The following is a 20,851-nucleotide window of genomic DNA, read 5'->3' as shown; positions in this document are numbered from 1 at the left end:
TTCCTCGGCGGCTCCTCGACGGTGTCGAGGGCGCGCGAAGCACCCGGGCAACCTCGTCAGGGTAGCCGATCCGGGGGCCCGAGCTCAAACCGGGCGCTCGTCACACCCTCGGGTGGCCGGTGCGGCCCACCGCGCGCCCCGGCGGCGCGCGCGGTTGACTACCGTGGTCCCGACGGCCCGCGGTGCCGTCCGACCGCCCGGCCGACCGGCCCGGTCGCCCCCCGAGCGCGAGGAGCCGGACCGACGTGAGCCCCGGAGCCGACGTGGTCGACGCCGCCGCCGTCGTCGCGTGGGGCCACGGTGGCGTCCGCGCGCTCGCCGCCGCGCGCGAGTCGCTCGACCGCGTGAACGTCTTCCCCGTCGCGGACGCGGACACGGGCACCAACATGTACCTCACGCTCCTCGACGCGGTCCGCGCGCTGCCTGCCGGCGACGCGGCGGGAGCGGCCGACGAGGGAACGGCGGGCGGCGCCGGCGACCTGCTCGTGCGCCTGGCCCGAGGCGCCCTCGTCGGCGCGCGCGGCAACTCGGGCGTCATCCTCAGCGAGTACCTCCGCGGGCTCGCGCTCGCGCTCGCCGAGCACCGGACCGTGACCGGTGCCGCGCTCGCGACCGGCCTCGACCACGCCGCCCGCACCGCCCGCGGAGCGGTGGCCCGCCCCGCGCCCGGCACGATCCTCACGGCGGCCGACGCCGCCGCCCGCGCGGCCGGGGCCGCGTCGGAGGGTCCCGGCGCCTCCTCGCCCGCGGTCGTCGCGGCCGCGGCCAGGGACGGGGCGCGGGCCGCGGCGCTGCGCAGCACCGGCGAGCTCGACGTGCTCGCCCGGGCGCAGGTCCTGGACGCCGGAGCGCTCGGCCTGGTGCTCGTCCTCGGCGCGCTCGTCTCGGCGCTCGACGCCCGCGCCCCGGGGCCCGCGCCGGGGGACGACGCCGCGGCCGCCGGCACCGTCCCGGTCGGTGTGCTCGGCGGGAACGACGACGCCCGGCACGCGGGGCCGGGCGTGTCGGAGGTGCTCGGCATGATGGCCGGCATGGTGCCGGTGCCGGGCTCGCCCGGGGCGGCGGGCGCCGGACCGGAGGCCGACCACGAGGGGGGCGAGTTCGAGGTGATGTACGTGGTCGACGTCCCGGTGGGCGGCTCGGCGCACCCCGCGGGCGGGCCCGTCGCGGACCCCGCCGAGCCCCTGCGTGCGGAGCTCGCGCGGATCGGCGACTCCGTCGTCGTGGTGGGCGGTCCAGGGGACCACGGCTCGGGCCTCTGGCAGGCGCACGTCCACACCGACGACCCGATGGCCGCGGTCGCCGTCGGGCGTGCCGCGCTCGCGACGGTGCGGTCCGCGCGGGACGACCGCGAGGAGGACCCGACGCCCACGGCGGGGGACGACACGGTGCTGCGCCAGGTGCGGGTCCGGCACCTCCCGGGGCGCCACGAGCAAGCCCACGTCCTGGACACCGCTGCCGACGGGGCGCACGACGCCGAGGCGGGCGGCCCGGGGCTGGTCGCGGTGACGGCGGCGCCCGGGCTCGTCGCGGACCTCGCCCGGGCGGGCGCCGTCGTGCTGCTGCGGGAGGGCCCCGGCCCGATCGACCTGTCCGCCCTGCGCCGTGTCGCGGTCGACGCCCGCGCGACGCACGTCGCGCTCCTGCCCGGTGCGGACCTCGCCGAGGACGACGTCGCAGCCCTGCGCGCGACCCTGCGCGACGACGGGGTCGAGACGCTCGAGGTGCTGCCCGCGTCGACCGACGTGCACGTCGCGGTTGCGCTCGCCGCCGCCCAGCTCGTGGAGCCCGCTGCCGCGCAGCGGCTCGACGCGGCCCGCTCGGCGCTCGCCGCCGTCCGGTGGGCCCGTCTCGGCGCCACGGGGGTGCCCGCGTCGGAGCTGGTGCAACGGCTGACGGACCTGCTCCGACCGCTCCTGGCGCCCCTCGGCGCGCTCGTCACGGTGCTCGCCGACGACGACGTGCCCGCCGTGGCCCTCGACGCGCTCGTGGCGCACGCGACCGAGGGCGGCGCCGAGGTCGTGCTCCTGCGCTCGGGGCGCGACGGCGGTGTGGTCACGGTCGCCGTCGAGGGGCCGGAGGCCGAGGGCGACGACAGGGAGGACACCGTGGAGGCCGAGCGATGAGCGACCGCCTGTCCGAGCCGCTGACCCGCGCGGTCGGCACGCGCAGCGCGGGCCCGCTGGCGAAGCTGGGCCTCGAGACCGTCGGGGACCTCCTGCGCCACTACCCCCGACGCTACGGGGACCCGGGGCGCCTCACGGACCTCGGGGGCCTCGCTCTCGGCGAGCACGTGACGATCGTCGCGCAGGTCCGCAGCGCGACCGTCCGGCGCATGCGCAACCGAGCGGGCGCGATCCTCGAGGCGGTCGTGACCGACGGCCCGCAGCAGCTCTCGCTCACGTTCTTCGCCAAGAGCCCGAACGTCCTGCGCTACCACGAGCAGCGGCTCGCCCCGGGGCGGCACGGGCTCTTCACGGGGGTGGTCGGGCTGTACCGCGGCACGCGGCAGCTCACGCACCCCGACTACAAGATCATCGGGGTCGACGACGACGCCGAGGACGCGGAGAGTGCCGTGCTCGAGGCGAGCCGGCCCATCCCCATCTACCCCGCGAGCGCGAGCATCCCGAGCTGGAAGATCCAGCCCGCGGTGCGCACGGTGCTCGACCCGCTGCGCGAGGAGGACGTCCCGGACCCGCTGCCGGACGCCGTCCGCGAGCGGCACGGGCTCGGGACGCGGCTCGAGGCGTTGCGCGACGTGCACGAGCCCTACGACGAGAAGCAGTGGCGGCGGGGCCGCGACCGGCTGCGGTACGAGGAGGCGTTCGTCCTGCAGGCGGCGCTCGCCCAGCGCCGCGCCCGCGCCGCGGCCGAGCCGGCGACGGCCCGCCCTCCCCGCGGACCGGGGGAGCCGAGCATCCTCGCCGACTTCGACGCCGCCCTCCCGTTCACGCTGACGACGGGCCAGCGTGAGGTCGGCGCGGAGATCGCGGCGGACCTCGCGCTCGCGCGGCCCATGCAGCGGCTCCTGCAGGGGGAGGTGGGCTCCGGGAAGACGGTCGTCGCGCTGCGCGCCATGCTCCAGGTGATCGACGCCGGCGGGCAGGCGGCGCTCCTGGCCCCGACCGAGGTGCTCGCCGCGCAGCACGCGCGCACCCTGCGCGCGCTGCTCGGGCCGCTCGCGGACGGCGGGTTCCTCGGGGGCGCCGAGCACGGGACGCGTGTGGCGCTCCTCACGGGGTCGCTCGGCGCCGCCGCCCGCAAGGAGGCCCTGCTGGACGCTGCGAGCGGGGCGGCGGGGATCGTCGTCGGCACGCACGCGCTGCTGTCCGAGAACGTGCAGTTCGCCGACCTCGGCCTCGTCGTCGTGGACGAGCAGCACCGGTTCGGGGTCGAGCAGCGCGACGCCCTGCGGGCCAAGGCGCGGACGGCCCCGCACCTCCTCGTTATGACGGCCACCCCGATCCCGCGCACGGTCGCGATGACCGTGTTCGGCGATCTCGAGACGTCGTCGCTCACCGAGATCCCGGCCGGGCGCGCGGGCATCACGACCCACGTCGTGCCCGCCGGCAACGAGGCCTGGATGGAGCGCACCTGGGCGCGCGTGCGCGAGGAGGTCGACGCCGGGCACCGCGCGTACGTGGTGTGCGCGCGCATCCATCCGGACGAGCCGGACGCGGACGGGCCGCCCAAGGGGACCGACGACTTCGACGAGGTGCCCGACTTCCTCGTCGACCCCGACGCCCCGGAACGCGCGCCCCTGCGGGCCGTGCTCGAGGTGGCCGAGGAGCTGCGCGGCCACCCGCGCCTCGCGGGGCTCGAGGTCGGGGTGCTGCACGGGCAGATGGCGCCGGCGGACAAGGACGCCGTGATGGCCGACTTCGCGTCCGGCGCCGTCCAGGTCCTCGTCTCGACGACCGTCGTCGAGGTCGGGGTCGACGTCCCCGAGGCGACGGCGATGGTCGTGCTCGACGCGGACCGGTTCGGCATCTCCCAGCTCCACCAGCTCCGCGGGCGCGTCGGCCGCGGCTCCGCGGCGGGGCTGTGCCTGCTCGTCTCGACCGCGCAGCCCGGCACGCACGCCGCGACCCGCGTCGAGACCCTCGCGCGTACCACCGACGGGTTCGAGCTCGCGACCGTCGACCTCGAGCTGCGCAGCGAGGGGGACGTCCTCGGCGCCGCGCAGTCGGGGCGTGCGAGCTCCCTGCGGCTCCTGCGCGTCGTCAAGGACGCCGACGTCATCGCGACCGCGCGCACCGACGCGGCCGCCGTCGTCGCGGAGGACCCCGACCTGGCCGACCACCCGACGCTCGCCGACGCGATCCGCGACCAGCTCGACCCCGAGCGCGAGGAGTTCCTCGAACGAGCGTGACGGGGGAGGGCGGCCGCCTCCGCCCGGGTCGCGGTCCGGTCGCGCCGCGGTCGGGCGCGTCGCGACGGAGGTGCCCCGTGCGTCGCGCGCCGCGACCCGTGCGTAGGGTGGGCGCGTGACGAGGATCGTGGCGGGAACAGTCGGTGGGCGCACCCTGCAGGTCCCGCCCCGCGGGACGCGGCCGACGAGCGAGCGCGTCCGCGAGGCGATCTTCTCCCGGCTCGAGCACCTCGGAGTCGTCGACGACGCGCACGTCCTCGACCTCTACGCGGGCTCGGGCGCGCTCGGCCTGGAGGCCGCGAGCCGCGGTGCCGCCGACGTGACGCTCGTCGACTCGGCCCGGGTCGCCGCCGACGTCGCCCGGCGCAACGTCGCGACCCTCGGCCTGTCGAACGTGCACGTCGTCGCGCAACCCGCCGAGACGTTCGTCGCCGGCGTGGCCGCGGACGCGGCGCAGCGGGCGGCGGTCGGCGGGGCGGACGGGACGCCGACTGGCCGCGCGTCTCGCGGCCCGTACCACCTCGTGCTCGTCGACCCGCCGTACGACGTCACCGCAGAGGCCCTCGAGCGCGTCCTCGCCCACCTCGCGGTGCCCGGCGTCCTCGACCCGGCCGCCGTCGTCGTCGTCGAGCGGTCGACCCGCACCCCCGAGCCGACCTGGCCGTCGGGCTGGGAGGTCGTCGCGCGCAAGGACTACGGCGAGACGACGGTGTACTTCGTCGGCCCCGAGCTCCCCGACGAGACGTAGCCCCACGCGCCGCCCGCCGGAGGATCTCGCCCCTCAGGCCGAGCAGGCGGTCGTCGCTCGTCCCCGCCGCGGAACGGGCAGCAACCGCATGCTCGGTGGGCGAACTTCGCAGGCTCGAGTCCTCCCTCGGTGGGCCGGTGGCGACCCCGGCAGACGCTGCCGTCAGGCCACGGGGGCGGAGGTCTCGTCGGGGGAGAGGAGGCCGACGGGGACGGTCGCGAGAGCTGCGGGGTCGGCCGGGTCGACGAGCGCGACGCGGTCCCCGGACGCGGCGTCGAGCAGGCGGTGGGTCGCGGCGTCGTCGGCCAGCGTGCCCTCGCTCGCGCGGAGGTTCTCCGCGAGGAAGGCACGCAGGGGTGCTGCCGGGACGTCGTCGGGCGTGCCCGGGCCCAGCGGGAACGACACGAGGAGGAGCGCCGGGACGCGCTCGCCGCCGGGGCCGTCGCCGGGCTGGAAGTAGGGGAGCGCCAGGACGCGCGCGCCGAGGCGCGCGTAGAACCGCAGCCGGGCGACGGGGTCGCCGTGCGCCTCGCTGCCGGCGTGGTGCGCCGGGTGCTCGACCTCCCCGACGACGAGGAGCGGGTCGAGCGCGCGCCAGTCGGCGAGCGCCGCGGCGACGAGCCGGCCGCCGACCCCGCCGCCGCGCCGGCCGGGCGCGATCGCGAGGTAGAGGACGAGGAGGACGCGCGCGTCGGGGAACCACTCGCCGACGACGCCGGCGACGACGCGCCCGTCCTCCACCACGCCGAGGCTGCGCAGGCGCCCGGTCGCGTGGTCGTCGAGGAGCTCGCCGACGTCCACGAGCTCGGCGGGCGGGAACGACGGCGCGAGCACTTCGCGGTGGAGCGAGCGCACCAGCTCGGGCGTGGTGAGCGGGACGACGACGACGGGTTCCTCCGGGGCGGTCACGCCGACCATCGTCGCGCGCGACGGAGATCCGCGCCCGCCCGGCCGTGCCGCCGCCGTCCGCGCGACGCCGTGTACTACCGTGACGAGGTGACCACAGCCGTCTGTCCCGGGTCGTTCGACCCGATCACCCTGGGCCACCTCGACATCGTCCGACGTGCCCGCGCGCTCTTCGACGAGGTCGTCGTCGGCGTCGCACGGAACGCGTCGAAGTCGGCGCTGCTGAGCGTCGACGAGCGCGTCGCGCTCGCCCGCGCGGCCGTCGACGACGCCGGGCTGGACGGGGTGCGCGTCGAGGTCGTGCCGGGGCTCCTGGTGGACTTCTGCCGCGAGATCGGGGCGGGCGCCGTGGTCAAGGGACTGCGCGGTGGCGCGGACTTCGACGCGGAGCTGCCGATGGCGCTCATGAACCGGCACCTGGCCGGCGTCGAGACCGTGTTCGTCGCGGGCGACGCCGCGCTCCTGCACGTCGCGTCGTCGCTCGTGAAGGACATCGCGCGGTACGGGGGGCCGGTGGACGACCTCGTCCCGCCGGGGGTGGGCGACGCCGTCCGTGCGGCGCTGGCACGGGTGCAGGGGAGCAGCAGGTGAGCACGACGGGAAGGACCGGGTACGTGAGCGAGCAGCAGGACCGGCGGGTGCCGCACGAGGACCGCGCGACGGAGGAGGCGCAGGTCGGGTTGAACGCGATCCTCGACGACCTGACGCACCTCGTGGAGACGGCGCGCGCCATGCCCATGTCGTCGTCGGTGCTGGTGCACAAGGGCGACGCGGTCGCGCTCCTGGACGAGCTGCGCGGCGCGCTGCCCGAGCAGCTCGCGCACGCGGACGAGGTGCTCGCCCAGGCGGACGCGGTGCTCGAGGACGCGCACCGGCAGGCGGAGGAGATCCTCACGACGGCGCGGGCGCGGGCGATCGAGCTCGTGCAGGCGGAGCAGGTCGTGGTCCAGGCGGAGTCGCGGGCCCGGGAGATCGTCGACGAGGCCGACGAGGCCGCGGCGGTCCTCCGGCGCGACGCCGACGACTACTGCGACCGCAGGCTCGCGGACTTCGAGGTCGACCTCGGCAAGCTGCTCGCGCAGGTCCAGGGCGGGCGGGCGAAGCTCGCGGACCGCCTCGGCGGCCGTGTCGGCGAGCCGGAGGAGTCGCCGTTCCCGGCGACGATGCGCGAGCGCTCAGGCGACCGGGCCGGCCGCTGACGCCCGCACCGGTCCGGGAGCGGCACGCCGCGGCAGGTGGCGGTCGAGCCGTCACGTGACGTAAGATCGACCTTTGGCTCGACGCATCACGCGTCGGCCTGTGCCTGGCAGTCGCCGTCGAGCGGCCGTCGGCCCCCGACCATCGTTGACCATCCGTCCGCGGGCCCCCACGCCCGCGGCCTCCGATCTTGGAGCGCGCCATCACCGCCGAGAAGACGTCGCCGCTCGTGCTCGACACGCACGAGCTCGGTCGGCGACCCGGGAGCATGCGGACGGTCGTCGCGACCGTCCCCGCGCCCGCCGACCTCGGTACCGCGGTCATCGGCATCCCCGAGGGCAGCGAGCTCGAGCTCGACCTGCGCCTCGAGGCCGTGATGGAGGGCGTGCTGGTCTCCGGGACGGTGACGGGCCGCGCGGTCGGGGAGTGCGTGCGCTGCCTCGACACGGTCCACGAGGACGTCACGGTCGAGCTCGGGGAGCTCTTCGCCTACCCCGAGCGCGCGAAGGCCGCACAGGAGTCGGGCGACGACCTGGAGGACGCCGAGGACGTCTACGACCTCGACGGCGACCTCGCGGACATCGAGCCCGCGCTACGGGATTCGGTCGTCACTGCACTACCATTCAGTCCGGTGTGCCGAGCGGACTGCCCGGGGCTGTGCTCCGAGTGCGGGGCGCGTCTGGCGGACGACCCGGGGCACACGCACGAACTTGCCGACCCTCGTTGGTCGGCGCTGGAGAGCATGTTCGACACCTCGAACGTGTCCGACGAGACGAAAGAGAGCTAGCCGTGGCTGTTCCGAAGCGCAAGATGTCGCGCAGCAACACCCGTGCGCGTCGTTCGCAGTGGAAGACGACCGCCGCGAACCTCACCACCTGCCCGCAGTGCAAGGGCGACAAGCTGTCGCACGCGGCGTGCCCGACGTGCGGTACCTACAAGGGCCGCCAGTACGCCGAGGCGCTGCGCACCGAGCACGCAGGCTGAGGCGCGTGGCACCGGCTGCACCGGCATCCGGTCTTCTCGAGAAGCTCGGGGTCCATCTGGACCCCGAGCTTCTCGTGCTTGCGCTCACGCACCGGTCGTTCGCGCACGAGAACGGCGGCATCCCCACGAACGAGCGTCTCGAGTTCCTCGGTGACACCGTCCTGGGCCTCGTCGTCACGGAGACCCTCTACCGCCGCCACCCCGACCTGTCGGAGGGCGAGCTCGCCAAGATGCGGGCCGCGACCGTGTCGCAGAAGTCGCTCGCCGCGATCGCGCGCCGGCTCGGCCTGGGGCAGTACGTGCTGCTCGGCAAGGGCGAGATCCGCACGCGCGGCAACGACAAGGACTCGATCCTGTCGGACACGGTCGAGGCGATCATCGGCGCGGTCTACCTGAGCCACGGGCTCGAGCCCGCACGGGGCCTCGTGCTCCGGCTCGTGGAGCCGACGCTGGCGGCCGCCGCGGGGCTCGGCGCCGGGCTCGACTGGAAGACGTCGCTCCAGGAGGCGGCCGCGGCCGCGGGGCTGAGCGCGCCCTCCTACTCGAGCGACGCCGTCGGGCCGGACCACGCGCGCGTCTTCACCTCGTACGTGCACCTCGACGGCCGGCTCTACGGGACCGGCAGCGGCACCGCGAAGAAGTACGCCGAGCAGGAGGCCGCCGAGCGCGCCTACCGTGCCCTGGCGACCGAGCGGGCGGAGCCGCAGCCGTCCGACGAGCGCGCGAGGGCGTCGGCGACGGCGGAGGCGGCCGAGGACGCCGGTGCCTGAGCTGCCCGAGGTCGAGACCGTCCGCGACGGTCTCGACCGTCACGTGCTGGGCTCACGGGTCGTCGACGTCGAGGTGCTCCGCGACTACAGCGTGCGGCGCCACGACGGCGGCCCGGCCGACTTCCGGGACCAGCTCCTCGGCCAGCGGCTCGACGCCGCCGTGCGCCGCGGCAAGTTCCTCTGGCTCCCGCTCGTGCGGGGCGGGCCGACGGGTGGGCCCGACGACGGCCCCGCGGCCGCGCTGCTGGCCCATCTCGGGATGTCGGGCCAGCTCCTGGTGCGCTCGGGGCCGGGCCTCGGGGAGCGGTCGCCGCACCTGCGGGTGCGCCTCGTGCTCGAGCCCGACGGCGCCGGCCCGGCGGGCGCGCTCGCGCTCGACTTCGTCGACCAGCGCACGTTCGGGCACCTGTCCGTCCAGGACCTCGTGCCCACGCCCGACGGCGCCCCCGGCGGCCTCGGCTCCGACCTCGCCGCGGTGCCCGGCCCGGTCGCGCACATCGGTCGCGACCTCCTCGACCCCGCGCTGCGGCGCGACGACGTCGTGGACGCGATCCGCCGTCGTCGGACCGGCGTGAAGCGCGCGCTGCTCGACCAGACGGTCGTCTCCGGGGTGGGCAACATCTACGCCGACGAGGCGCTGTGGCGCGCCCGCCTGCACTTCGCGCGTGCCACGGACACGCTGCGCCGCCCGGAGGCGCACCGCCTGCTCGACGCCGCCGCCGAGGTGATGACGGAGGCGCTCGCGCAGGGCGGCACGAGCTTCGACGCACTCTACGTCAACGTCAACGGGCAATCCGGCTACTTCTCGCGGTCGCTCGCGGTGTACGGGCAGGAGGGCGAGCCGTGCCCGCGCTGCGGCACGCCGGTGCGCCGCGACGAGTTCATGAACCGCTCGTCCTACACGTGCCCGCGCTGCCAGCCGCGCCCCCGCAACGGCCGCTGGTAGGTCGTCCGTCCGCCGACGGCTCTCCGTTCGTCTCGCCGTCGTCGCAGGGTCAGCGAGCGACGACGTTGCGGAGCTCACGGCCCGCGCGGAGCGCGTCGAGGTTGGCGTTGACCAGGTCCGACGCGCGCTGCGGGCGGTTGCCCGCGACGTGCGGGGTGAGGATCAGGCGGGGCGCGTCCCACAGGGGTGACGTCTCCGGCAGGGGCTCGGTCGCCGTGACGTCGAGCGCGGCGCCGCCGAGGCGGCCGTCGCGCAGCGCCGCGACGAGCGCGTCTTCGTCGACCGTGGCGCCGCGGCCGACGTTGACGAAGACCGCGTGGTCGGGGAGCTGGTCGATCCGGGCTGCGTCGAACGCGTGCCGCGTCGTGTCGAGGGCGGGCAGCAGGGAGACGAGGACGTCGGTCGTCGCGAGGACGTCCGGCAGGTCGTCGTCGGTCACGACGGGGAACCCGTGGCGTTCGCCGCGCGCGCTCGCGACGCCGGTCACGTCGGCGCCCAGGGCGGCGAGCAGCGGGGCGAGCCGCGCCGCGATCGAGCCGAACCCCCAGACCGTCACGCGCGCGCCGTCGAGCGTGTACCACCCGGCGGTCGCAGGGTCCGCCTGCGCCCGGTTCACGGCGGTGTCCCAGCGGCGCTCGCGCTGCGCCGCCCTGAGGACGTCGAGCCGCCGCACCGCCGCGAGGACGAGGGCGAGCGCGTGCTCGGCGACGGGGCCGTCGTGCAGCGACCGGCCCGACGTGACCGTCACCCCGGGCCCGAACCCGGCGGCCAGCACCGCGTCCGGGCCCGCCGCGAGCGTCTGGACCCAGCGCAGGCGCGCGAGCCGCGCGGCGGCGTCCGCGAGGTTCGCGGGGGTGTTCGCCCACGTCACGAGGACCTCGGCGTCGACGTCCTCGGGACGGAACGGCGCGGCGGCGTCGTAGCGGACGACGGCGTCGCCCGGCCCGGCGTGCACGTCGAGGGCGATGGTGCTGGGCACGAGGATCTTCAACGCTGCTCCCGGGGTGGTCCGTCGAGGTCGCGGCCTGCCCGGTGCGGGACGGGCCGCCTCGCGAACGTATCACCGCCCGCTCGGGCCTCCCACCTGCGCTTCCGCAGGCGCGACGTCGCTCCCGGCGATATGTTCGCGGTGTTCCGACGACGCGCCCTCCGCGCGCCGTCCCGGTCGGCCCCGCGGGGTCACGGCTTCGGGGGTGGGGATGGGCTCGTCCACGGGCGCGCCGACGCACGCTGAGGTGCGCGCGGCGATCACGGCACGGACGCCGAAGAACTACATCACGTGGCTCACGCTCGCGTTCATGATCACGTCGTCGGTCGCGAGCCTGCGGGCGGCCCCGACGATGGCGGTCTACGGCCTGGCGGCCGTGTTCCTCTACGTCGTGCCCGCGCTCGTGTTCCTCCTGCCGACGTCGCTCGTGTCTGCCGAGCTCGCGTCCGGCTGGTCGGGCGGGGTGTACCGGTGGGTCGCCGACGGCGTGTCCAAGCCGCTCGGCTTCCTCGCGATCTGGTGCCAGTTCGCGATGACGATCTTCTACTACCCGAGCCTGCTCGGGTACGTCGCGAGCACGTTCGCGTACGTCATCAACCCGAGCCTCGCGAGCAACGGGCTGTACGTGGCGATCGTCATCGTCGTGCTCTTCTGGACGGGCGTGTGGCTCTCCTCGCAGGGCACCAAGACGGTCGCCGGGCTGTCGAGCTGGGGCCTCATCATCGGCACGCTCATCCCGGCCGCGATCCTCGTCGTGCTCGGCATCGTGTTCCTCGGCCAGGGCAACCCGTCGGCCGCGCCCATGGACGCGCAGCACCTGCTGCCCGCCTGGACGGGGCTCGCGTCGCTCGTGCTCATCGTCAACAACTTCCTGTCCTACGCGGGTATGGAGATGAACGCGGTGCACGTCACGAGCCTGCGCAAGCCCTCGACGGAGTTCCCGCGGTCGATGTTCCTCGCGATCGGGCTCGTGCTCCTCATCTTCATCCTCCCGGCCGTCGCCATCAGCTGGGTCATCCCGGCCGACCAGCTCAGCCTCACCGCGGGCGTCATGCAGGCGTTCGACGCGTTCTTCGCCAACTTCGGCGTGAGCTGGCTGACGCCGATCCTCGGCCTCATGCTCATCGCGGCGTCCCTCGGGGGGATGCTCACGTGGCTCGCCGGGCCGTCCAAGGGCCTGCTCACCGTCGCGCGCGAGGAGGGCTACCTGCCGCCGTTCCTCCAGCGCCTCAACAAGCACGGCGTGCAGCAGAACATCCTCGTCACGCAGGGCGTCATCACGACCGGGATCGCGCTCCTCTACGCGTTCATCCCGGACGTGTCGAGCGCCTACTGGATCCTGTCCGTCATCACGACGCAGGTGTACCTCGTCATGTACCTGCTGCTGTTCGTCGCGGCCGTGCGGCTGCGCCGTCGTGCACCCGACCACCCGCGCGGCTACCGCGCCCCGGCGCTCACGCTCCTGTGCGTCGTCGGGTTCTGCGCGTCGGTGGCCGCGATGATCATCGGGTTCGTGCCGCCCGCCCAGTTCTCGAGCGGGAACGTCGGGGTGTACGTGCTCATCGTGGGCGGCGGCCTCGGCATCATCGGCCTGCTCGTGCCGGCGCTGTTCTACCTGCTGCGCAAGCCGTCCTGGAAAGACCCCGAGGCCGCGGCCATCGCGGCGGCGGACGAGGCGGGGGAGGGCGAGGCGGCATGACCTCGACGCGCCCCGACCACGTCCCCGTGCACGAGCCCGAGCTGGCCTCGTCCAAGCGGTGGGTGACGTACACCGCCGCCGCGCTGCTCCTGGTCGCGCTCGGCGCGGTCATGCTGATCGTCTTCGACAACGTGCGGTCCAACCGCGACGCGCGCGCGGCCGAGCAGAAGGCGGCCGAGCTGCACGACCGCTTCGCCGAGATCGGGATCACGGCCTTCAGCGAGGAGACGATCGCCGACGTGCTCGGCGACGACGGCGGCGGGTTCTGCACCGACCCCGCGGCGCTCGTCGAGGCGACGGCGAACCTCGGCGCCGCGAACGGTGCGGCCGGACCGGGTCTGCGCCCGTCCGTGCTCGACGAGCGCCGCCTCGAGGGCGACCGCCTCGTCATCGAGGTCTACTGCCCGGACCAGCTCGACGAGTTCGACGCCTACGTCGACTCGCTCGACCTCGACCCCGGCCGGACGACGGAGCCGGGCAGCGACGCCACCGAGGGTGCCGACGGCACCCCGACCGAGGAGGACGCGTGAACCAGCCGAGCGACCAGCCGGAGGACCGGACCGGCACTCACGGCGACGGGCACGTCGAGGAGGTGCGCGCCGCCGTACGGGACCTCGTGCCCCGCGCGCTCGACGACCTGCGCACGCTCGTCGCCATCCCGTCCGTCGCCGACGAGCGTCTCTTCCCCCGCGCCGAGTGCGAGCGGGCCGCGCGGTGGGTCGCCGACGCGTTCCGCGCCGAGGGGATCGACACGCGTCTCGAGGTCACTCCTGACGGGTCGCAGGTCGTCCTCGGGCACCGCCCCGGCCCCGACGGCGCGCCCACGGTGCTCCTCTACGCGCACTACGACGTGCAGCCGCCCCTCGACGACGCCGCGTGGACGACGCCGCCGTTCGAGCTCACCGAGCGCGACGGCCGGCTCTACGGGCGCGGGGCCGCCGACTGCAAGGGGAACGTCGTCACGCACCTCACCGCGCTGCGCGCCCTGCGCGCGCTCGGCGGCGAGGACTACCCGGTCGGCGTGCGGCTCGTCGTCGAGGGCTCGGAGGAGCAGGGGACGGGCGGCCTCGACCGGTGGGTCGAGGCGAACCCCGGGGCGCTCGCGGCCGACGCGATGCTCATCCAGGACACGGGCAACGCCGAGCTCGGCCTGCCGACGCTCACCGTGACGCTGCGCGGCGCGGCGAACGTCGTCGTGCACGTCGAGGCGCTCGAGGGCGAGATCCACTCCGGCATGTTCGGCGGCGCCGCCCCCGACGCGCTCGCGGCCCTCGTCGCGATCCTCGCGAGCCTGCGCGACGAGAACGGCGACACGACCATCGACGGCGTGCCCGCCGCCGTCGGGCACGGGACGTGGGACGGCGTCGCGTACGACGAGGACCAGTTCCGCCACGACGCGGGCGTGCTCGACGGCGTCCGGTTCGTCGGGACGGGCAGCGTCGCCGACCGGCTCTGGGCGCGCCCGGTGGTGACGATCCTCGGGATCGACGCGCCGAGCGTCGTCGGCTCCGCCGCCGCGATCCAGCCCCGCGCCGCGGCACGCCTCAACCTGCGCGTCCCGCCGGGCTCAGACGCACAGGACCTGCAGGACAAGCTGGTCGCGCACCTGGAGGCCCACGCGCCGTGGGGGGTGCGGGTGCGCGTGGAGCGCGACGCCGTCGGGCAACCGTTCGCGGCCCGCACGAGCGGGCACGTCTTCGACACGCTCACGGCGGCGCTCGCGGACGCGTACGGGCGCGAGACGGTGACCGCGGGACAGGGCGGCTCGATCCCGCTGTGCAACGTGCTCGCCGGGCAGTACCCGGGCGCGGAGATCGTGCTGCTCGGCGTCGAGGAGCCCGCGTGCCTCATCCACGCGCCCAACGAGTCGGTCGCGCCGAGCGAGATCGAGAACCTCGCGGTCGGCGAGGCGCTGTTCCTCGCGCGCCTCGGCGAGGGCTGACGCGCGGACTACCGCGATGCGGGCGCCTCCTGGTCGAGCGCCCACCGGTAGGCGGGGAGCCCGAGCAGGTCGGCGTGCGTACCGCGCGCGACCACGCGTGCCGGGCCGTCGCCGGTGCCCTCGGGGACTCCGAGGAGCAGCACCTCGTCGACCGCCTCCAGCGCGCTGAGCCGGTGCGTCGCGAGGACGACGCCGCGCCGACCGCCCCCGGCCGACGCGGCCCCCGGTGCGCGGGTCGTCGCGACGAGGTGCCGCACGAGCGCGTCGGCGCCGGCCGCGTCGAGGTGCTCGGCCGGCTCGTCGAGCAGCAGCAGCGGCGCCGGTGACAGCAGCGCGCGCGCGACGAGCAGACGACGACGCTCGCCACCGGACACGGTCGTGGCGTCCGGACCCAGCAGCGTCCCGACGCCGTCCGGCAGCGCGGCGAGCCAGGCGTCCAGGCCGACGTCGTGCAGCGTCGCCGCGGCCTCCTCAGCCGTGACGTCGCCCCGCGCGACGCGCACGTTCTCCAGCACCGTCGTGTCGAAGACGTGCCCGTCCTCGGCGACGAGCACGACGCCGCGCGCCGCGTCCTCGCGGGGGAGCGCGCCGACGTCGGCACCGTCGAGCGCCACCCGGCCCGCGAGCGCGGGGACGAGCCCGGCGGCCGTGGCGAGCAGCGTCGTCTTGCCGACGCCGGACGGCCCGACGACGGCGACCGCGCGCCCGGGGCGGAGGTCGAGGTCCACGCCCGCCACGACGACGCGCGCCGTGCCCGGCCAGCCTGCTGCGACGTCGTCGAGCACGAGCGACGCCTGCTCGGTGGACGACGGCTCCGCCGGACCGGGGACGGACGCGACCGCGGTGCGGGCGTTCGTGGTGGCGCGCCCCGCGGAGCCGTCGAGGAGCCCGACGACGCGCGCCGCCGCCTGGCGCGAGCGGTGGAGCTGGACGGCGGCGGCGGGCAGGGCGTTCGCGGCCTCGAACACCGCGAGCGGAGTGAGCACGATGACGGACAGCTCCACGGGCGCGAGCGTCCCGGCCGTCACTGCAGGGATGCCGAGGAGGAGCGACGCGAGCACCGCGAGGCCGACCGCGAGCGCGGCGATCCCGGCGGCCACCCCGGCGGGGCGGGCGCCGTCGTCGGTCACGCGGGCGAGGGCGCGGTCCGTCGCGCGGAGATCGTCCAGGCGCGCGTCGAGACGACCGGAGACCGCGAGCGGGCCGGACTGCTCGAGGATCTCGAGCGTCGTCGCGGTCATCGCCGCGCGCGCCGTCGCGCCGCGCGCCTCGACCTCGCGCGCCGAGCGGGCCGAGAGCCACGGCGCGACGACCGCGGCGAGGAGCAGGCACAGCGCGAGCGCGACGCCCGCTGCGGGCAGGAACGCCCCGACGAGCACGACGGAGCCGACGGAGATCGCGAGCGCCACGCCGGCCGGGACGAGCGCGCGCACGACGACGTCGCCCACCGCGTCGACGTCGGCCCCGACCCGGGCGAGCAGGTCGCCGCGGCGCAGCCCGACGAGCGCGCCGGGCGAGCCCTCCGCGAGGGCGGTGTAGAGGTTCGCGCGCAGCGCGGCCATGCCGCGCAGCGCGACGTCGTGCGAGGCGAGGCGTTCGAGGTAGCGGAAGACGCCGCGCGAGATGCCGAAGGCGCGGACGCCGACGACCGCGACGGAGAGCGTGAGGACGGGCGGCATCTGCGAGGCGCGCGCGATGAGCCAGGCGGCGACGGCCGCGAGGCCGACGGCGCTGCCGAGCGAGAGCGTGCCGAGCACGACGGCCCACACGACGCGGCGCCAGCGCACGTCGAGCAGCCCGACGGCGCGCCACAGCGGGTCGTTCGCGAGGCGGTCACGGGGCGCCGTCACGGGTGCCTCCTCTCGGCGGCTGCGGCTGCGGCTGCGGGTGCGGGTGCGGCGGCGAGCGCGGCCGCGTCGTCGGTCCCGCCGTCCGCGGGAGCCGGAGGATCGTCGAGCGGTGTCGAGCGGACCTCGACGACGTCGTCCGCGGCGCGGACGAGCGAGGCCCGGTGCGCGATGACGACGACCGTCCTGCCCTGGTCGCGGAAGGCCCGCACGGCGTCGAGCACGACCTGCTCGCCGCGGGCGTCGAGGTGGGCCGTCGGCTCGTCCAGCACGACGAGCGGGACGCGCGCGGGGTCGCCGAGCAGGGCTGCGGCGAGCGCGACGCGCTGGCGTTGTCCCACGCTGAGGCCGACGCCGCCGCGCCCGACCTCGGTGTCCCACCCGCCGGGCAGCGTCGCGAGCACGGCGTCGAGGCCGGCGGTGCGGGCGGCGCGGTCGAGGTCGGCGTCGCTCACGGGCAGGCCGCCGGCGACGACGTCGCGCAGCCGGCCCGGGGCGAGGGCGGGCCGCTGGGGCAGCCAGGCGACCTGGGCCCAGAACGTCGCCGGGTCGACGTCGGTGAGGTCGAGCGGCCCGGTGCCCGGAGCGGTCAGGGTGACGGAGCCCCCGTCGGGGCGGACGAGGCCGAGGAGGACGAGCGCGGACGTCGTCTTGCCCGCCCCGCTCGGGCCGGTGAGGGCGACGACGCGGCCCGACCCCTCGAACCGGAGCGTGAGGTCGAGGTCGGCGGGCGCGAGCACGGCACGGTCACCCGCCCGGACGCTCACGGCGTGCAGGGCCAGGGTGGCGCCGGCGAGCGCGGGTGCGGGGGTCGTCCCGGGCTGGGGAGCCTCCTCGTCGAGCACCGCGAACGCCTGCTCCGCCGCGGCGATGCCGTCGGTCGACGCGTGGAAGTGCAGCCCGACCTGGCGCAGCGGCAGGTAGACCTCGGGCGCGAGCACGAGCACCGCGAGCGCGGGCTCGAGCTCCATGCCGCCGTGCACGAGGCGCAGCCCGACGCCCACCGCGACGACCGCGACGGAGAGCGTCGTGAGGAGCTCGAGGACCATGCCCGAGAGGAAGGCGATGCGCAGCGTGCCCATGGTCGCGCGCCGGTTGGCCTCGCCCAGTGCGCGCACGCGCCGCTCCGGGCCGCGCGCGCGCCCGAACGCGAGGAGAGTCGGCAGGCCGGCGAGCAGGTCGAGGACCTGTGCGCCGAGCCGCTGCATGACGACGAGGCGCCGTTCTGAGGTCCCGGCCGTGAGCCGCCCGACGAGGACCATGAAGATCGGGACGAGGGGGATGGTCACGGCGATGATCACCGCCGAGACCCAGTCGAGCCCGAGCACGACGGCGAGCGTCGCGGGCGTGACCGTCGCGGCGAGCAGCAGCTGGGGCAGGTAGCGCACCATGTACGGCTCGAGGGCGTCGAGCCCGCGCGTCGCGAGCGTCGCGACCTCGGGTCCGCGCCCCGACGCGAGCCAGCGCGGCCCGAGGGCCACCGCGTGCGTGACGACCTGCTCGCGCAGCTCGGCCACCGTGCGCGTCGCGGCGCGCAGCGCGAACCGCTCCTGCGCCCAGGACGTCGCCGCCCGGGCCGCGACGACCCCGGCGAGCAGCCCGACCCGCGGCCCGAGGTCGGCCAGGTCGGCCGTCCCCTGGATCGCCGGCGCGAGGACCGACGCGAGGACGACCGCCTGGGCGACCACCAGGGCCGCCGTGGCGAACCCCAGCACCGCCGTCAGGACGACGTACCCTCGCGCGGCCCGCGCGTGGCGCAGGAGCCGCGGGTCGAGCGGCTTCACGCGTCTCCCGACCCGCCGGTCCCGAGGTCGCGGCCCGCCGAGCCGCCCGACGACGCCCCGCCGAACGCCGCCTCGCGGACCTTCTTGAGCGAGAGACCGGCGGGCGCGGGGATGTCCGTGGTCGACAGACGGCGCCGGAACACCCAGTAGGTCCACGACTGGTAGGCGATGACGAGCGGCGTGAGGATCACCGCGACCCACGTCATCACGGTCAGCGTGTAGTCGGTGGACGACGCGTTGTGGATCGTCAGCGAGTTCGCCGGGTCGACGGCGGGCATGACGTCCGGGTACATCGACCCGAAGATCAGGACGACGGCCGCGACGATCGTCACCGCGGAGGCCGTGAACGCCCAGCCCTCGGCGCCCCGGCGGTTGGCGACGAGCGCCGCCACGAGGCCGCCCGCCGCGAGCACGACGGCGGCCCACGTCCAGGGGACGGAGTAGGCGACCTGGGCCCACACGGCCCAGCCGCCCGCGAGCACGAGCGCCGCGACGCCGAAGACCGAGGCGTGCTGCCGGGCCCGGGCGCGGATCTCGCCGTCGGTCTTCAGGGCGACGAACACGGAACCGTGGAGCAGGAACAGGCTCAGCGTCACCAGGCCGCCGAGGAGCGCGAACGGGGACAGGAGGGAGAAGAAGCCGCCCACGAACTGGTGGTCGGCGTCGAGCTGCACGCCGCGCACGAGGTTGGCGAACGCGACGCCCCACAGCACGGCGGGCACCCACGACCCGACCTGGATCGCGACGTCGCAGCGCCGCGCCCAGCCCTCGTCGCGGATCTTGCCGCGGTACTCGAACGCCACGCCGCGCACGATGAGCGCGACGAGGATGAGCAGGAGCGGCAGGTAGAAGCCGGAGAAGAGGGTCGCGTACCACTCGGGGAAGGCGGCGAAGGTCGCGCCGCCCGCGGTGAGCAGCCAGACCTCGTTCCCGTCCCAGACGGGGCCGATGGTGTTGATGAGGACGCGGCGCTCCTTCTCGCGGTGCTCCTTGTCGCCGCGCGGGAGGATCGACAGCAGCATGCCGACCCCGAAGTCGAAGCCCTCGAGCACGAGGTAGCCGGTCCACAGGACCGCGATGAGCACGAACCAGACGACGGCGAGATCCACGGTGGTGTTCTCCTGAGATTCTGGACGGGTCCGGGCGCGTCAGTACGCGAAGGACAGCGGGCGGTCTGCGGCCTCGGTGCCGTCGTCGGGCGGCTCCTGCGCCTCGGGCGACTCGTCGTGCACCACCAGCGGTACCCCCTCGATCGCGTAGCGGCGCATGAGCGTGAACCAGACGCCCGCGAGCGCGCCGTACAGGAGCGTGAAGACGATCATCGACGTCAGGACGACACCGGGGCTCACCACCGTGGACACGCCCCGCTCGGTGAGCAGGCGGATCTGGTCGATGCCCGTGGGGTTCGGGGCGACGACCCACGGCTGGCGGCCCATCTCGGTGAAGATCCAGCCGAACGAGTTCGCGAGGAACGGCATGGGGATGGCGATGAGCCCGACGCGCGCGAACCACACGTTGTCGGTGACACGGCCCTTGCGGGTGAGCCACAGCGCCATGAGCGCGAGGAGCACGGAGCCGGCGGCCATGCCGATCATGAGCCGGAAGGACCAGTAGGTCATCGCGAGGTTCGGCGTGTACGTGACGGGGTCGCCGGTGGCGGTGACGTCGCCGTAGCGCTCGGTCATCTGCTCCTGGACGTCCTCGACGCCGGGCAGGTAGCTCTCCGGCCCGGAGAAGTGGCCGGTGCCGAGGTAGGACGCGAGACCGGGGATCTCGATGAGGTGCCGGACGTTCTCGCACGAGTTCGACAGGTCGCCGATCGTGAGGATGGAGAACGCGGCACCCTCCGAGCCCTGGCAGAGCGCCTCGGCCGACGACATCTTGCCGGGCTGCTGCTCGTACATGATCTTGCCCTGGATGTCGCCGGAGACGGCGACCCCGAGCCCGCCGACGAGCATGGCGATGACGCCGAGCGTGACGGCCGGGCGGTAGACGTCGCGCGCGAGCTCGACGTTCTCCGCCTTGCGTGTGCGCACGAGGCGGACCATCCACCAGGCCGCGATGCCCGTGACGAACGTGCCCGCGGTGAGGAAGGTCGCCGTGATCTGGTGCGGGAACGCGGCCCACAGCGTGTTGTTCGTGAGGACGGCGCCGATGTCGTTCATCTCGGCGCGCCCGGTCTCGGGGTTGAAGATCGCGCCGACCGGGTGCTGCATCCACGAGTTCGCGGCGAGGATGAAGAACGCGGAGAGGTTCGTCGCGATCGCCACGGCCCAGATGCACGCGAGGTGCACCTTCTTGTTGAGGCGGTCCCAGCCGAAGATCCACAGCCCGAGGAACGTCGACTCGATGAAGAACGCGGCGAGCGCCTCCATCGCGAGCGGCGCACCGAACACGTCGCCGACGAAGCGCGAGTACTCGCTCCAGTTCATGCCGAACTGGAACTCCTGCACGATGCCGGTGACGACGCCGAGCGCGAAGTTGATGAGCAGGAGCTTGCCGAAGAACTTGGTCAGGCGCAGCCACCGCTCGTTGCCGGTGCGGACCCAGGCCGTCTGCATGATCGCGACGAGGGGTGCCAGCCCGATGGTCAACGGGACGAAGATGAAGTGGTAGACGGTCGTGATGGCGAACTGCCACCGGGCGAGATCCAGGGCTTCCACGTGCG

At 75.3% G+C, this 20,851-nt stretch carries 18 protein-coding genes; 12 read left to right on the top strand and 6 right to left on the bottom strand.

Features of this window, described 5'->3' with window-relative positions:
- Window positions 1-245 precede the first annotated feature (245 nt).
- From NF338_RS10290 to rsmD, 3 genes are all read left to right on the top strand, one after another.
- Window positions 246-2,126, top strand: a complete 1,881-nt coding sequence (locus tag NF338_RS10290) for a DAK2 domain-containing protein (protein ID WP_264030678.1) — start codon at window positions 246-248, stop codon at window positions 2,124-2,126.
- Window positions 2,123-4,372, top strand: coding sequence for an ATP-dependent DNA helicase RecG (locus tag NF338_RS10285; protein ID WP_264030677.1), 2,250 nt, complete (start codon window positions 2,123-2,125; stop codon window positions 4,370-4,372). The genes NF338_RS10290 and NF338_RS10285 overlap by 4 nt, the downstream gene beginning before the upstream one ends.
- Before the next feature lie 115 nt (window positions 4,373-4,487).
- Window positions 4,488-5,120 (top strand): 16S rRNA (guanine(966)-N(2))-methyltransferase RsmD, encoded by a 633-nt coding sequence (gene rsmD / locus NF338_RS10280; RefSeq protein WP_264030676.1) that lies wholly within the window; start codon window positions 4,488-4,490, stop codon window positions 5,118-5,120.
- Between the two features lie 162 nt (window positions 5,121-5,282).
- Here the strand turns inward: rsmD and NF338_RS10275 are convergent, their stop codons facing one another.
- Window positions 5,283-6,029, bottom strand: coding sequence for a GNAT family N-acetyltransferase (locus NF338_RS10275; RefSeq protein ID WP_264030675.1), 747 nt, complete (start codon window positions 6,027-6,029; stop codon window positions 5,283-5,285).
- An 87-nt stretch (window positions 6,030-6,116) separates the two neighbouring features.
- On the opposite strand from NF338_RS10275, the gene coaD reads away from it, so the two are divergent.
- The 6 genes from coaD to mutM all read left to right on the top strand — a co-directional run bounded on the left by coaD (window position 6,117) and on the right by mutM (window position 9,923).
- A complete protein-coding gene (gene coaD, locus NF338_RS10270; RefSeq protein WP_264030674.1) occupies window positions 6,117-6,617 on the top strand; it encodes a pantetheine-phosphate adenylyltransferase in 501 nt (166 codons plus the stop codon).
- Window positions 6,618-6,640: 23 nt separating this feature from the next.
- Complete coding sequence (locus NF338_RS10265) at window positions 6,641-7,225, top strand: hypothetical protein (protein WP_318783031.1); 585 nt, start codon at window positions 6,641-6,643, stop codon at window positions 7,223-7,225.
- Between the two features lie 266 nt (window positions 7,226-7,491).
- On the top strand, window positions 7,492-8,010 hold the full coding sequence (locus NF338_RS10260) for a YceD family protein (protein ID WP_412846617.1): 519 nt from the start codon (window positions 7,492-7,494) through the stop codon (window positions 8,008-8,010).
- A 2-nt stretch (window positions 8,011-8,012) separates the two neighbouring features.
- Window positions 8,013-8,207, top strand: coding sequence for a 50S ribosomal protein L32 (rpmF, locus tag NF338_RS10255; RefSeq protein ID WP_021482203.1), 195 nt, complete (start codon window positions 8,013-8,015; stop codon window positions 8,205-8,207).
- Between the two features lie 5 nt (window positions 8,208-8,212).
- Entirely contained in the window at window positions 8,213-8,977 is a 765-nt protein-coding gene (gene rnc / locus NF338_RS10250) for a ribonuclease III (RefSeq protein WP_264030672.1), read from the top strand.
- Complete coding sequence (gene mutM / locus NF338_RS10245; protein WP_264030671.1) at window positions 8,970-9,923, top strand: bifunctional DNA-formamidopyrimidine glycosylase/DNA-(apurinic or apyrimidinic site) lyase; 954 nt, start codon at window positions 8,970-8,972, stop codon at window positions 9,921-9,923. Before rnc ends, mutM begins: the two co-directional genes overlap by 8 nt.
- A 49-nt stretch (window positions 9,924-9,972) precedes the next feature.
- On the opposite strand, the gene NF338_RS10240 is transcribed toward mutM, so the two are convergent.
- Complete coding sequence (locus NF338_RS10240) at window positions 9,973-10,914, bottom strand: NAD(P)-dependent oxidoreductase (RefSeq protein WP_264030670.1); 942 nt, start codon at window positions 10,912-10,914, stop codon at window positions 9,973-9,975.
- Window positions 10,915-11,122: 208 nt separating this feature from the next.
- Between NF338_RS10240 and NF338_RS10235 the strand changes: the two genes are divergently transcribed.
- The 3 genes from NF338_RS10235 to NF338_RS10225 are packed head-to-tail and all read left to right on the top strand — an operon-like array spanning window position 11,123 to window position 14,552.
- Window positions 11,123-12,610, top strand: coding sequence for an APC family permease (locus tag NF338_RS10235; protein WP_264030669.1), 1,488 nt, complete (start codon window positions 11,123-11,125; stop codon window positions 12,608-12,610).
- Complete coding sequence (locus NF338_RS10230; protein WP_264030668.1) at window positions 12,607-13,140, top strand: hypothetical protein; 534 nt, start codon at window positions 12,607-12,609, stop codon at window positions 13,138-13,140. Before NF338_RS10235 ends, NF338_RS10230 begins: the two co-directional genes overlap by 4 nt.
- Window positions 13,137-14,552 carry a dipeptidase gene (locus tag NF338_RS10225; RefSeq protein ID WP_264030667.1) on the top strand — a complete coding sequence of 472 codons (1,416 nt, stop codon included), beginning with the start codon at window positions 13,137-13,139 and terminating at the stop codon, window positions 14,550-14,552. The genes NF338_RS10230 and NF338_RS10225 overlap by 4 nt, the downstream gene beginning before the upstream one ends.
- Window positions 14,553-14,560: 8 nt before the next feature.
- Here the strand turns inward: NF338_RS10225 and cydC are convergent, their stop codons facing one another.
- Genes cydC through NF338_RS10205 form a run of 4 tightly spaced genes read right to left on the bottom strand, consistent with a single transcriptional unit; the run spans window position 14,561 to window position 20,846 of the window.
- Window positions 14,561-16,402 carry a thiol reductant ABC exporter subunit CydC gene (gene cydC, locus NF338_RS10220; RefSeq protein ID WP_264030666.1) on the bottom strand — a complete coding sequence of 614 codons (1,842 nt, stop codon included), beginning with the start codon at window positions 16,400-16,402 and terminating at the stop codon, window positions 14,561-14,563.
- Window positions 16,399-18,183, bottom strand: coding sequence for a thiol reductant ABC exporter subunit CydD (cydD, locus tag NF338_RS10215; RefSeq protein WP_264030665.1), 1,785 nt, complete (start codon window positions 18,181-18,183; stop codon window positions 16,399-16,401). Before cydD ends, cydC begins: the two co-directional genes overlap by 4 nt.
- Window positions 18,180-19,292, bottom strand: coding sequence for a cytochrome d ubiquinol oxidase subunit II (cydB, locus tag NF338_RS10210; protein WP_264030664.1), 1,113 nt, complete (start codon window positions 19,290-19,292; stop codon window positions 18,180-18,182). Before cydB ends, cydD begins: the two co-directional genes overlap by 4 nt.
- Before the next feature lie 39 nt (window positions 19,293-19,331).
- Entirely contained in the window at window positions 19,332-20,846 is a 1,515-nt protein-coding gene (locus tag NF338_RS10205; protein ID WP_264030663.1) for a cytochrome ubiquinol oxidase subunit I, read from the bottom strand.
- Between the last annotated feature and the right edge of the window lie 5 nt (window positions 20,847-20,851).

It is taken from the genome of Cellulosimicrobium sp. SH8 (assembly GCF_025818875.1).
Classification (GTDB): Bacteria; Actinomycetota; Actinomycetes; order Actinomycetales; family Cellulomonadaceae; genus Cellulosimicrobium; species Cellulosimicrobium cellulans_D.
This window is presented reverse-complemented; position numbering and strand designations above follow the sequence as displayed.

Bases quoted from the DNA above. Each gene is read 5' to 3' on its own strand.
- NF338_RS10285 (WP_264030677.1), top strand. From the start codon at position 2,123: ATGAGCGACCGCCTGTCCGAGCCGCTGACCCGCGCGGTCGGCACGCGC.
- NF338_RS10260 (WP_412846617.1), top strand. From the start codon at position 7,492: ATGCGGACGGTCGTCGCGACCGTCCCCGCGCCCGCCGACCTCGGTACC.
- NF338_RS10235 (WP_264030669.1), top strand. From the start codon at position 11,123: ATGGGCTCGTCCACGGGCGCGCCGACGCACGCTGAGGTGCGCGCGGCG.
- NF338_RS10230 (WP_264030668.1), top strand. From the start codon at position 12,607: ATGACCTCGACGCGCCCCGACCACGTCCCCGTGCACGAGCCCGAGCTG.